Annotated in this window: 14 protein-coding genes; 8 read left to right on the top strand and 6 right to left on the bottom strand. The window is 47.0% G+C overall.

Going from position 1 to position 12,606, the window contains the following annotated elements:
* Position 1 precedes the first annotated feature (1 nt).
* The 3 genes from artQ to N646_RS22110 all read left to right on the top strand — a co-directional run bounded on the left by artQ (position 2) and on the right by N646_RS22110 (position 2,067).
* A complete protein-coding gene (gene artQ, locus N646_RS22120) occupies positions 2-691 on the top strand; it encodes an arginine ABC transporter permease ArtQ (protein ID WP_005388570.1) in 690 nt (229 codons plus the stop codon).
* Positions 688-1,356, top strand: coding sequence for an arginine ABC transporter permease ArtM (gene artM, locus N646_RS22115; protein ID WP_017821207.1), 669 nt, complete (start codon positions 688-690; stop codon positions 1,354-1,356). The genes artQ and artM overlap by 4 nt, the downstream gene beginning before the upstream one ends.
* A 138-nt stretch (positions 1,357-1,494) precedes the next feature.
* The gene (locus tag N646_RS22110; RefSeq protein WP_017821208.1) at positions 1,495-2,067 is read left to right on the top strand and encodes a dioxygenase family protein; all 573 of its coding nucleotides are present in this window, start codon (positions 1,495-1,497) and stop codon (positions 2,065-2,067) included.
* A 9-nt stretch (positions 2,068-2,076) separates the two neighbouring features.
* On the opposite strand, the gene N646_RS22105 is transcribed toward N646_RS22110, so the two are convergent.
* The gene (locus tag N646_RS22105; RefSeq protein WP_017821209.1) at positions 2,077-2,907 is read right to left on the bottom strand and encodes a LysR family transcriptional regulator; all 831 of its coding nucleotides are present in this window, start codon (positions 2,905-2,907) and stop codon (positions 2,077-2,079) included.
* Between the two features lie 118 nt (positions 2,908-3,025).
* Here N646_RS22105 and N646_RS22100 point away from each other — a divergent pair, with 118 nt between their 5' ends.
* Entirely contained in the window at positions 3,026-3,673 is a 648-nt protein-coding gene (locus N646_RS22100; RefSeq protein ID WP_017821210.1) for a glutathione S-transferase family protein, read from the top strand.
* Between the two features lie 84 nt (positions 3,674-3,757).
* Here the strand turns inward: N646_RS22100 and N646_RS22095 are convergent, their stop codons facing one another.
* Positions 3,758-4,429, bottom strand: coding sequence for a type 1 glutamine amidotransferase domain-containing protein (locus tag N646_RS22095; RefSeq protein ID WP_017821211.1), 672 nt, complete (start codon positions 4,427-4,429; stop codon positions 3,758-3,760).
* A 117-nt stretch (positions 4,430-4,546) separates the two neighbouring features.
* On the opposite strand from N646_RS22095, the gene N646_RS22090 reads away from it, so the two are divergent.
* Entirely contained in the window at positions 4,547-5,431 is an 885-nt protein-coding gene (locus N646_RS22090) for a LysR family transcriptional regulator (protein WP_017821212.1), read from the top strand.
* 59 nt (positions 5,432-5,490) lie between these two features.
* Here N646_RS22090 and N646_RS22085 read toward each other — a convergent pair whose 3' ends face one another.
* Positions 5,491-7,152, bottom strand: a complete 1,662-nt coding sequence (locus N646_RS22085; RefSeq protein WP_017821213.1) for an electron transfer flavoprotein-ubiquinone oxidoreductase — start codon at positions 7,150-7,152, stop codon at positions 5,491-5,493.
* A 137-nt stretch (positions 7,153-7,289) separates the two neighbouring features.
* On the opposite strand from N646_RS22085, the gene N646_RS22080 reads away from it, so the two are divergent.
* Positions 7,290-8,255, top strand: a complete 966-nt coding sequence (locus N646_RS22080; RefSeq protein WP_017821214.1) for an electron transfer flavoprotein subunit alpha/FixB family protein — start codon at positions 7,290-7,292, stop codon at positions 8,253-8,255.
* A gap of 67 nt (positions 8,256-8,322) precedes the next feature.
* Here the strand turns inward: N646_RS22080 and N646_RS22075 are convergent, their stop codons facing one another.
* Genes N646_RS22075 through pdhA form a run of 3 tightly spaced genes read right to left on the bottom strand, consistent with a single transcriptional unit; the run spans position 8,323 to position 11,538 of the window.
* Positions 8,323-9,471, bottom strand: a complete 1,149-nt coding sequence (locus N646_RS22075) for a dihydrolipoamide acetyltransferase family protein (RefSeq protein WP_005375831.1) — start codon at positions 9,469-9,471, stop codon at positions 8,323-8,325.
* Positions 9,468-10,451: an alpha-ketoacid dehydrogenase subunit beta gene (locus N646_RS22070; protein ID WP_017634235.1), complete on the bottom strand. Its 984-nt coding sequence runs from the start codon at positions 10,449-10,451 to the stop codon at positions 9,468-9,470. Before N646_RS22070 ends, N646_RS22075 begins: the two co-directional genes overlap by 4 nt.
* Positions 10,444-11,538 (bottom strand): pyruvate dehydrogenase (acetyl-transferring) E1 component subunit alpha, encoded by a 1,095-nt coding sequence (gene pdhA / locus N646_RS22065; protein ID WP_017821215.1) that lies wholly within the window; start codon positions 11,536-11,538, stop codon positions 10,444-10,446. Before pdhA ends, N646_RS22070 begins: the two co-directional genes overlap by 8 nt.
* Positions 11,539-11,603: 65 nt before the next feature.
* On the opposite strand from pdhA, the gene N646_RS24630 reads away from it, so the two are divergent.
* The gene (locus N646_RS24630) at positions 11,604-11,798 is read left to right on the top strand and encodes a hypothetical protein (RefSeq protein ID WP_127891143.1); all 195 of its coding nucleotides are present in this window, start codon (positions 11,604-11,606) and stop codon (positions 11,796-11,798) included.
* A gap of 396 nt (positions 11,799-12,194) precedes the next feature.
* Positions 12,195-12,515 (top strand): DOPA 4,5-dioxygenase family protein, encoded by a 321-nt coding sequence (locus N646_RS22060; protein WP_005375836.1) that lies wholly within the window; start codon positions 12,195-12,197, stop codon positions 12,513-12,515.
* Positions 12,516-12,606 lie beyond the last annotated feature (91 nt).

Raw genomic sequence — 12,606 nt, 5'->3', positions numbered from 1 at the left:
TATGGCACTAACGGGTTACTCTTTATCGCTTGTTCAAGCTAGTTGGATGACTGTCCAGCTGGCCTTCACAAGCCTTTTAGTCGGTTTGATTCTGGCAGTGGTATTCGCCAGTGGTGAAATGTCTCGCCGCGTTTTCGTTAAATGGCCAATGACGGCGTTTGTGACGATTGTACGTGGTTTGCCAGAAATCCTTGTCGTGTTGTTTATCTATTTTGGTTCGACGCAGGTTCTGTTTTTAATCACCGGCGACTTTATTGAAGTTAGCCCGTTCTTGTCTGGCGTGGTGGCGTTGTCATTGATCTTCGCTTCTTATGCTTCTCAAACTCTACGTGGCGCATTAAAAGCCGTTGGAAGAGGGCAGAGAGAAGCAGCAAGTGCACTCGGCATCAGTCAAGCACACGCTTTCGTTCGCATTGTTTTGCCACAAGCAGTAAGACACGCACTACCAGGCTTAACGAACCAATGGTTGGTTTTGCTGAAAGATACCGCGCTTGTATCACTGATTGGTGTAACGGATTTGTTGAAGCAAGCGCAGCTAACATCTGCAGCGACGCATGAAGCGTTTACATGGTACGCAACTGCTGCGGCGATTTACCTAGGCATTACTTTGATTACACAACGTGCCGTCAAACTGATTGATAAGAAGTTCTCAATTCAAGGCATGAGCATGGGACAGGAGGCAACTGCATGAACGAACAACACGTTTGGCAAATGCTGGATGGCTTAGGCACTAGCCTTCAATTGACCGCCGCTTCCTTGGTTGTCGGCTGTCTCTTAGCTCTGATGATGACGCTGACTCTGATCCTACGTACTCCGGGTTTGCATTGGGTAAGTCGTGGCATCATCACCTTGTTCACAGGTACGCCTTTGTTGGTACAGATCTTCTTGGTGTACTACGGTCCGGGTCAGTTTGATGCTGTGAGAGAAAGCGTATTCTGGACATGGTTAAGCCAACCTTGGTTCTGTGCGATGTTGGCGTTAGCGTTGAATACCGCGGCGTACAGTACTCAATTGTTCAAAGGGGCGTTTAACGCGATTCCTTCCGGTCAATGGCAAGCGTGTCGTGCATTAGGCATGAACAAAACCGCCACACTGAAAGTGTTGTTGCCATACGCTATTCGTCGTGCTGTTCCGGCTTACTCGAACGAAGTGATTTTGGTCTTCAAAGGTACGTCACTAGCAAGCACGATTACGATCATGGATCTGATGGGTTACGCGCAGCGCATTAACGCACAAACTTACGATACGTTGACAGTATTTGGTATTGCAGGCGCATTTTATTTAACGGTAAATGGTGTGCTAACTCTCATTTTCCGTCAGGTAGAGAAGAAAGCATTGGCGTTCGAAGCCACATAAACTTTAAATCAACACTCATCATTTAGTTCCACAGTGCCTCTGCGAATGACTCTCTTGCAGGGGCATTTTTTATATTCGTCATGGCAAATTCCTCAAGTTCCACCAAACTTAATTCAACGCAATTGCATTGGTGGCATCATGGAAAGAAGACACTTTTTAGCGCTGTGGACATTGTTGCTCGCACCCTCTTTAAAAGCGAAAGCACCAATGCGGCCAACGCCAGCACAAACAGAAGGGCCATTTTATCCAGTGGTGGACATTCCTCTTCGTCAAAACTTGATTCTGCAATCGGAGGGCTTGCTTGGTGAACCTATTGTGCTGCAAGGCAAAGTTGTAGATACAACAGGAAACCCAGTTTCAGGCATCAAAGTAGAAATCTGGCAATGTGATGGGCAGGGGATTTACGATCATCCTAACCAGCCAAATAATGATAAGTTTGATGCTCACTTTGCAGGCTTTGGCGCAGTCGAAACTCAATCGGATGGTCGTTACTTGTTCCAGACTTTGTATCCTGTGCCTTATGCTTCTCGTCCGCCGCACATTCACGTTAAGTTGTGGCGGGATAACCAAGAGCTTCTGACCACTCAGTTGTACTTAAAAGGCAATACTGGTGATGAATGGTGGGGTGGCAAAGCCCGTGATTATCTGCAGTTTGAAACCATGCGAATCGACGGGCGGTTAACGGGAGAATTTAACTTTGTGATTGGCTAGCGAATCCGGTTAAGCTACTAACTCAACCAATTGCGCCAAGCATTCTTTGTCCAGTATTGGATGAGGCTCAACACCCGTGACCAGCACTATATCCACGGAAGGCAGTGATGGCATATCGTCTAAGATCTCGAGATCATCGCTAACGCTAATACTCCCCATCGCACCGATAGCCATGCCTGAACGTACAATTGCTCGTTGTGCAGAAGCCGTATTGCAACATGCCAGTAGTTGATAAGGAGTGCCACGTTTGGTTAATCCGTCTACTGCTGCCGCATGGTATTTACAGTCGGTTTGGAATAGGGCGAGAGGGAGAGGTTGGGCGCTCTCAATGTCAAAATCAGGATGAGCAATCCACACGCCTTTGTCGCTTGCTAGCCAGTAACCTTCCTCACTGTCCGGTGCTCTTGTCACAATAGCGGCGTCTAGCTTTCCTTCATCAAGTTTTTCTCTCAAGGTGATGCTCGGCTCACTAAAGACCTGAATCGAACATGTGGGCTCAGATTGCTGTAATACGCGGATGACTTTAGGCAAGATATTGTCGTTGTAATCTTCTGGGCAACCTAAGCGAAGAGGACGCTTATTTTCATAACGTTTCACTTGTTTCAGTGCTTGATTGTGCAAGCTAACCAATTGCTCTGCGTGAGAGCGTAGTGCTAATCCCGCTTCACTTAAGACAAGATTGCGACCTTCTTTTTCAAACAAACTGACGCTGAGTTCGTCTTCTAGCTTACGCATTTGCGCACTGAACGCGGATTGGGTGCGATTGATCTGCTTGGCTGCACGAGTGAAACTTCCCGTTTCGGCAAAAGCCAGAAAGCTGCGTAACGCATCGATATCCATATCTAAAACTCATCCATCGTTTTTGTTGAAGTGTTCCATCAAAACTATCCGTTAGTCCCCTTAAATACAATCAGATATTGTGAATGGGTACTCAAAACACAAACCGCATGGAGGCGTCATGAAACTGTTTATTGCTAATCAAAACTACTCAAGCTGGTCACTTCGCGCATGGCTGATCTTTTCTCAATTCAAACTAGATGTCGAAGTCACCAAGCTCAAATTATTCACAGAAGACTTTTATAAGACCTTGGAAGGTATTACACCAACCGCGAAAGTACCTACCTTGGTGGATGGTGACGCAACCGTGTGGGATTCATTAGCGATTTTGGAATACGTTAACGAGCAATACTTACAAGGTAAAGCTTGGCCAAGCAACTCCGCAGAACGAGCTAAAGCACGCGCCATTGCATCAGAAATGCATTCGGGTTTCTTTGATTTAAGAAACGAACTCCCAATGAACATCCGCGCACACAGAAAAGTCGACTTAACGAAGGGTGCGCTTAAAGATATTGCTCGTATTGACGCCATTTGGGCAGGGCAAGCAGAACTGCATCCAAACGGTTGGCTATTTGGAGAATGGTCGATAGCGGATGCTATGTATGCACCTGTGGCATTGCGTTTCCAAACTTACGGTATCGAGTTATCCGAAGGTGCCAAAGCTTACCAACAGAAGGTGCTAGCAAGTGAATCTTTACAGCAATGGTTGGAAGAGGCGAACCAAGAAACAGATATCGTAAAAGAGGACGAGGCAGGGGAAGAAGTATAAGCGCATCTTGCGATCGCCTGTAGCAAGGGAAAGCATGACAAAGCACGCTTTCCTCTTCTAGGATGGTTGTAGTTTCCGGCGCGTTTAAGCTAGGTGTTCAACAATCGCTCTGCCTACGCCGTGTGCGCTCGTTGGGTTTTGACCTGTGATGACTCGGTCGTCCACAATCACAAGCTCTTGCCATGGTTGCACTTTAGAGTATCGCGCTGCGCCACGAGCAAGAGACTCTTCCAACAGGAATGGGATGTCGTTGATAGTGCCGAAGTCGATCTCTTCTTCGCGAGTGAAACCTGTCACTGATTTAGACGCAAGTAGCTTCTCGCCATTGCTAAGCGTGATAGGAAGAAGAGCGCCCGGACCATGACAAACTGCTGCCACAATACCGCCATCTTCATAGTGTTTTGCGGAAATCTTGGCAAAATCTTCGTTGCTCGCTAGGTCTGAAAGAAGACCAAAGCCACCCGGATAGAAGATCGCATCATAGTTGTCACCGTTGATTTGTGATACTGGAATCGTGTTGTTGATGCGGTTCTGGAAATCATCATCCGCCAAAATTTTCTCGTTGACTGCGTCGCCTTCGATGTCGGTTCCGTACAGTGGTGCTTGTCCACCTTTGATAGAGGCAATGTCGTAATCGAAGCCTGCACCTAGTAGCTCGCTAAGGGCATGAGTGAGCTCTGGCGCGTAAGTTCCGTTTGCTTGGTCAGTTTCACCAAGAGTCGCATGGTTCGTCACAATGATGAGTACTTTCTTCATGATGGTTTCCTTTTTGGCTTACGTGTATTTGTTGAACACCTTCATACTAATTGCTAAATAAATAAGTGATAATACGATTAATTGGCAAAACATTATTGCTATATAGCAAAGGTAAGTATGGACAGTTTTGAAGGCATCAATGAGTTTGTTACGGTTGCTGAGAGCTTAGGGTTTTCTGCAGCGGCAAAACAGTTAGGTTGCAGTACCAGTCATGTCAGTCGCCAAGTCACAAGATTAGAAGAGCGATTAGGTGTCGCTTTGTTAGCCCGTTCGACAAGAATGGTGAGTCTAACGGAAGCGGGGCAAGCGTATTATCAGCAGTGTAAAGAATTGGTGATTGGGCTTCAGCAAGCCAATGAACAGCTCACCACGCAGCAAACTCAGTTGAGTGGTACGTTACGCGTGAGTGCCGCTGGTGCGTTTTCTGAGAACCATGTAGCGCCTGCCTTGATGGCGTTTGCCAAGCAACATCCTAATCTCACGGTTGAAATTAACTTCAACACCAGCATGGTCAACTTTATTGAAGATGGTTTCGATTTTGCCATTCGTTACGGCAGGTTGAGTGATTCAGGCTTGGTTGCGAGAAAGCTGGTGGATCGTCCCATGGCAGCGGCAGCCAGTCAGCGTTATCTCGATGAACATGGTTTACCAACGCACCCAGAGCAACTCAAGCGTCATAGCTGCATTATTGCCAATAAGGACGTTTGGTTGTTTGAAAAAGACGGCAAGCCTTTAGATGGCGTAAAAGTGCAGGGCAGATGGAAGAGCAATAACGCACACACGGTCTTGCAAGCCTGTGCAGAAGGATTAGGTGTGGCGTACTTACCGAAGAGTAGTTTCAACGATGCTATTTCGTCTGGTCGTTTGGTGCCAATACTAGAGCCGTATTGGGGAATCGGCAACAGCAGCTGGATTGTTTATCAGAATCGTCACTTTCTACCACTACGAGCGCGATTGGCTATCGACTTCTTGCTTGATCATTTTGTCGATTGGCAGGAGTAATGAGGCTCTGCCAATCGGTTTGTTTATCCATTTGTTAGATCGTCAACATACTAACGTATCTACATGTTTTGATAGCTTGGTCCGCCGCCACCTTCTGGTGCTTTCCACGTGATGTTTTGCGAAGGATCTTTGATGTCACAGGTTTTGCAATGCACACAGTTGGCGGCATTTATCTGAAACTTCAACTTATTGTTCACTTCCACCACTTCGTAAACCCCAGCGGGGCAATAGCGCTGACTTGGTTCGTCATACATACCTAAATTCACATCAATTGGAATGTGAGGGTAAGTCAGAACCAGGTGACAAGGTTGATTCTCTTCGTGCTGTGTTCCCGACAAAAATACCGACGAAGGCTTATCAAAACTGATTTCACCATCTGGTTTTGGGTATGCAATTGGGTGGCACTCTTGTTTAGGCTTTAACTGCTCATGATCGTGCGAATAGTCCTTGATAGACCAAGGTAACGGCTTCTTAACCAGTGGTTGCCACAGGTTGTGTTCAAAAGTCGAAAGAGCACCGCCAAGTATGCTGCCAAACTTATGAATGTTCGCGCCAAAGTTACGCGTTTCGGCGAGTTCGTCATACAACCATGATGATTCAAACAACGACTGGTAGTCTGGCTCAGAAGCTCCAGTTTGTCGGGCCGTATGTACCGCTTCTGCTGCAATGATTCCGGACTTCATTGCTGTGTGGCTGCCTTTAATTTTTGCGACGTTCAAAGTCCCCGCATCACAACCAATCAATAAACCGCCAGGGAATTGCTGTCTCGGCAGAGAGGAAAGCCCACCTTTCGCAATGGCTCTTGCGCCGTAAGCGATGCGCTGAGCACCTTTCAAATGTGGTTCAATAGCAGGATGGTGCTTAAAGCGTTGAAATTCGTCAAACGGACTCAAGTAAGGATTGCTGTAATTCAAGTCGACAATAAGCCCGACGGCGATTTGGTTGTTCTCCATGTGATAGAGAAAACCGCCGCCTGTAGTATTTGTTTCACTCAAGGGCCAGCCAGCGGAGTGGATAACACTGCCAGATACATCCTTACTGTCAGTGGGTAACTCCCATATCTCTTTTAGGCCAAGCGCGTAGTGCTGTGGTTGCTTTCCTGCGTCTAGGTCGAACCTTTGAATAAGTTCTTTACCCAGATGTCCGCGACAACCTTCAGCAAAAAGGGTGTATTTTGCCCTTAGCTCGATACCTGGTTCAAAGTTAGGTTTGGCCTGGCCGTTCTTATCTAGTCCCATATCGCTCGTGTTAATGCCTGTCACGGCGCCAGTCTGATCATAATTGATGCTTGCAGCGGCAAAGCCCGGAAAAACTTCCACCCCAAGATTTTCTGCTTGGTTAGCGAGCCAACGGCAAAGGTTGGCAAGGCTAATTACGTAATTATTCTCGCCATTTATCATTGGACGCGGTGTAAGGAAGTGGGGAACGCGAATATGGTTTTGTTCAGTAGTAAGATAAAGGAAATTATCTCGTTGAACCGAGGCTGCTAGCGGGGCCTCCATTTCTTTCCAATTGGGGAAAAGCTCATCTAAGGCACTAGTTTCAAAAACAGCGCCAGATAAAATATGTGCGCCCACTTCTGAGCCTTTTTCTACAACGCAAATTGAAAGTGCGTCACCTTCACTGTCTTGGCTGAGTTGAGCTAGCCGACAAGCGGCGCTTAAGCCTGCAGGTCCGGCCCCCACGATCACGACATCAAACTCCATGCATTCTCGTTCCATCTTTATGCTTCCTTTCTATTATCGTCATCTGCGTGACAGGTTTTGGTTTCTATACAGAAAACTATAGCTCAGTTGACGTTAACGTGAAGTGGACTAAGCTCAAGTAATGGATCTGACGTGTTATATGAGGCATGACCATGGAAGACCGACCATTAGCAACACTTGTGCTCGCAGAGCATGACAACCAATCGTTGGCTGTAGGGACGCTGTGTGCAATTAAAGCGGCATTTGAGATTAAGGATGATGATAAATCTCTTCCTGTTTCTGTGTTGCTTATTGGTTATCAGTGCCAATCAGTTTTGGATGAGTTGAATTGCGTTCAGGGTGTTGCAGAAATTATCTGGGTTGATGCGAAGGGATATGAACATGGATTAGCGGAAAATATCGCACCTTTGATCTCACAAGTAGCCAAAAACTACTCACACATTCTTTCTCCTGCCAGTACATTTGGTAAGAATGTGATGCCTCGTGTGGCGGCGTTGCTTAATGTTGGTCAACTTTCTGACGTGATGACAATCGAGTCTATCGATACGGTGATTCGTCCAATTTATGCTGGAAATGCATTGGCGAGAGTCACGTCGAATGATCCCTATAAAGTGATGACCATAAGAAGTACGGCTTTTGATGCCGCAGAGCTATCTGACACACCAGTTGTCCCTAAGCTTACTCAAGTCGACACGGTGATTATCAATAAACTTAGTGAGTTTGTTTCGCAACAAACGCCAGAAAGTGAACGACCAGAATTGCCAGCGGCTAGAGTAGTAGTGTCGGGTGGTCGTGCATTCGGGAGTAAAGAGAAGTTTGTTTTAGTAGAACAATTGGCTGACAAGCTAGGTGGAGCGGTAGGGGCGTCACGAGCGGCGGTCGATGCGGGCTATGTGTCTAATGACCATCAAGTCGGGCAAACCGGCAAAATTGTTGCACCGGAGTTATACATTGCCGTCGGAATTTCTGGCGCGATCCAGCATTTGGCGGGAATGAAAGATTCCAAGGTGATTGTTGCAATTAATAGCGATCCTGATGCGCCTATTTTTGACATTGCAGATTATGGATTGGTCGACGATTTGTTTGTGGTAATGCCTGAGCTGTTAGAGAAGCTGTAGATATAGTCTTGCTTCCTAAAACAAAAGGCTTCCGGACTGGAAGCCTTTATCATGTGATTTTTATAAGTTACTTTTCGCTCGGACGTTGCAGGTGCTCTGCAAGTACTTTCGTAAACCTTGCAGCTTCACCACCAGTACAAGCGCGATGATCAAACGTTACGGATAGCGGCATTGCTTTCACCGAAATTGCCTGACCATTTCTTATCACAACTCGGTCGAGTATTCGGCCCGCGCCTACAATAGCGACTTGTGGCGGTGTGACGACAGGTGTTGCGTAAATACCGGCAATCGCGCCGAAGTTGGAAAGCGTAATCGTCGCGTGCTGCAATTGCTCACGACCGATTTTTCTCTCTCTGATCCCTTCAACGGTTTGATCGAGCCAACGACGGACATCTTGTGGCTCGTATTCATCTGCGTGGCGCAAAACTGGTACGTACAATCCATGACGGCTATCTACTGCAATTCCTACATTGACCGTTGTGTGTACACAGCGTGTCATGGTTTCGGCATCAAACCAAGCGTTTAAAGCAGGCTCTTCTTGACACGCATGAACAATCGCTTGAACAAGGCGGATACTGATATCTTCGTTTGGCAGCCAATCTTCCAACAACGCTTCTTCCGTAATGGTTACGGCGGCAACATGTTCGTGCGACTCGGTCATAGACGATACCATGGTACGTCGAGCGCCTTTCAAAACTTCGGTGCCTGGACGCTGTTTTCCGGCTTCGTCGTAAATATCGGCATCTACGATAAGTCCGTTCGGGCCACTACCTGACACGAGGTTAAGATCTACCCCAAGTTTTTGTGCCAACAAGCGAGCCGAAGGCAGGGCGGTAACGAGGTTACTTTCTGTCGTGTTGTGGTTGCCACCAATCCAGAAATCATCAACGTTAACATGATGCGCTTGGTGAGAAACGCTACCGACGACGGTTGCGGCGTCAGCAGTGGCTTTTTTCTCTGCCGTTACTTCTCTCCCGGCACCTGTTTCATCAATCTCTAGCAGTAATGCACCAATATTGACGATTTCACCTTCCTCACCATGACGGCTGACCACACGGCCCGAATAGGGGGCAGGGACGTCTACCGTCGCTTTTGCTGTCTCTACGGTTAAGATCACTTGATCTAATTTAACCATGTCTCCGACATTAACGTGCCATTTGACAATTTCTGACTCAGCGAGACCTTCACCGAGATCGGGTAAATTAAACGTCTTCATTTCCAATCCTCCACGAGTTCGCGCGCCGCGGTCACAATGTCTTCTTCCTGAACCATGAAATAATCTTCGTTACGGTAATAAGGCATAATGGTGTCCATTCCAGTTACTCGTTTAGGTGGGGCTTTAAGTAAGCACATGGCATGTTCAGCGGTTCGAGCTAATAGCTCAGAGCCCACACCACAAGTTTTACTCGCTTCATGAACAACGAGTAAACGTCCAGTTTTTTCTAGTGAGCTGAAAATCGTCGCGGTATCAATTGGCTTAATACTCGCCAAATCAATCACCTCGACTTCAATTCCCTGACTAGACAAGGTTTGCGCGGCCTGAAGTGACTCTACGACGCATGCGCCCCAAGTAACGAGCGTGATATCTCGCCCCTTACGTAAGGTGAAGCAGGTGTCGAGTGGGAGTGCTTCGCCGTTATCGACGACTTCAGATTTAACGGTGCGATATATGCGCTTCGGTTCGAAGAACATGACGGGATCATTGCTTCTAATTGCAGCGAGAAGTAAGCCGTATGCGCGTTGTGGAGAAGAAGGAATCACCACTTTAAATCCAGCAGTGTGAGCAAATAGCGCTTCCACGCTTTCTGAGTGGTGTTCCGGAGCGTGGATACCGCCGCCAAATGGCGCACGAAAAACCGCGGGACAAGTGAGCCGACCGCGAGTTCTGTTACGCATTCGAGCCGCGTGGCACATTAAGTGCTCCATCGCAGGAAAAACGAAACCTTGAAACTGAAATTCGGCGACAGGTCGTAATCCTTGCGTTGCCATACCGACCGCAACCCCGCCGATTAAGGCTTCAGCGAGTGGCGTATCGATGACTCGTTTAAGACCAAACTCTTGCTTGAGTCCAACAGTGGCACGAAATACACCACCATTATCGCCCACGTCTTCACCTAGTACGACAACATTGGGGTCTTGTTGCATTTCGTGGTGCAGGGCAAGGTTTACTGCTTCAACCAACGTTAGCTCAGCCATGTCTGCCTCCCTGCATTCTCATTGCCTTGTTGATGAGTTCATCTCTTTGTGCATGAAGCTCTTGAGGTAGCGATTCATACAAATAATCGAAACCGGTTTCTGGTGCTTGTGGCGGTAAGCTCAGATAGCGTTCAACAGCTAACTCTACTTGCTCTTTACAGTAATCTAGCCATTGCTGTTCTTGTTCGTCGCTCCAAGCGTCTTGATTAAGGAGGTACGTTTTAAGACGTGCGATAGGTTCGTATTGCCATGCAGTTTGAACATCATCTTCTTTACGATAACGAGTCGCATCATCGGCCGTAGTGTGGTCACTCAGTCGGTAACTCACCGCTTCGATGAGTGTTGCGCCTTTCCCTTTTCTTGCTCTCTCAAGGGCGGTTTTAGTTGCATCATAAACGGCGACGACATCGTTACCATCGACAGTAATACCCGGTATACCTGCACCTTGCGCTTTTTCTGATAAGAAATCGGCGGCACATTGGAGACTACGCGGCACTGAAATTGCCCATTGGTTATTGTTTACGACGAAAACAAGTGGAATATTCCAAGTACCTGCGCAGTTTATTGACTCAAGAAAGTCCCCTTTGGATGTACCACCATCGCCGCACATGACTAGCGCAGCTTCATGGTTACCTTGAATTTTTAGCGCGGAAGCCACCCCGACAGCATGCGTACATTGCGTCGCTATGGGTACACAGTAGGGAAGGTCTCGGCTAGGAACCGGACTGCCTTCAGGAGCAAAATCACTCCCGCGCTCATCGCCACCCCAGTATTGAAGGTTCTTTTCCATGCCAATGCCACGACACCACATCGCAGGCATATCGCGGTAGTAAGGGACAAACACATCATCGGCTTTAAGTGCTCTGCCGACCGCAATGCCTATGGCTTCCGCGCCTAAGTGTGAGGGATAGGTCCCTAGCTTACCGGTGCGTTGCAAGGCAACTGCTTTGTTGTCGTAAGTGCGAGTTAATACCATATCTCGGTAAAACCCGACCAATGTTTCAGTGTCAGCCCAGTTGGGTAGTTGGCCGACTAGGTCCCCACGATGGTCGATAAACCGATGCATGGGTAATGCCTGAACGTTCATCTCAAGCTCCTTTTGACGCTGCGGGTCTTTTGGACTGCAGCTGTTCATACAAAACCAGAGTTTGTATGGGTACTCAAACTCTGATATCAGCGCAAAGGCCATACCTAAGGTTGCGTGTGCTTTCGATAGCGGTAGGCATCTGTTCGTCCCTTAAACTATTTGTCGATAACATCGCTGCGACTATTTCACCGCAAGATACAGAGAAAGGCTTTTCTGTATCTAACCCTCTAACTAAATCGTGGTATAGCCAGATACAATAAGTGTAAACAAATTGTTAAATTATGCTTCATTTTGACTTTCGCTCAGTAGTAAAGTTTTGCTTACACCCTGATTTTGCAGAGTAATATGCTGCCATTTTGTTGGTGGTATTTTTAAACTCGAATTTAATTACTGGTTAATGAAACATATTTGCAACAAAATTTGGCTGTAAAATTTGACAAAGTGAGTCATTATTAATGAATCAACTCAAACAGTTGCTATATGATGAATTGCAAATTTTTGTTGTGCTCGAAGCCTCGACCTTATGAGAATGCATAACTTCTTCCCAACTGAGTGGAATCAAGGTAGGGTGACGGCATTACAAATGTATACCCTCGGCAGTCCTTGAGCTTATCCAAAGTAGGTGGTGCTCAAGTGGAAGTGATTATGGAGAAGTTATGTACCACGCTCATGTTTATTTTCCCCTAAGAGAACAAGATAAAGCGCAAGCCTTGAACGAGATCATCCGTCAAGAGCGTCAAGATGTGCTGCGTGTGTTTCCATTAGTTGGAAGGTTAGTTGGCCCACACAAGATGCCGATGTTTGAAATTCACCTAGAATCATTGAGTGAAGAGTTCTTGGCGTGGCTTGATACGATTCGAGGCGATTTTTCTGTGCTTATTCACCCAGTAAGCGAAGAAGAGTTGCTCGATCACACAGAACGCGCGATTTGGTTGGGCAGAGAGATTGGTGTATTTGAAGAAAAGTTAGAGAAATAGTTGCTCTTCTCGCCCATGCATGACCGCTTTGAATCCTTCTCTTCTCATTGCGGTCGCAGCTTCTGCTTAACGCCTCATCTTCATTGATGGG

Origin of the sequence: Vibrio alginolyticus NBRC 15630 = ATCC 17749 (assembly GCF_000354175.2) — a bacterium.
In the GTDB taxonomy this organism is placed as follows: Bacteria; Pseudomonadota; Gammaproteobacteria; order Enterobacterales; family Vibrionaceae; genus Vibrio; species Vibrio alginolyticus.
The sequence above is the reverse complement of the archived record's forward strand: the minus strand, read 5'-3'. Positions and strand labels throughout refer to the sequence as shown.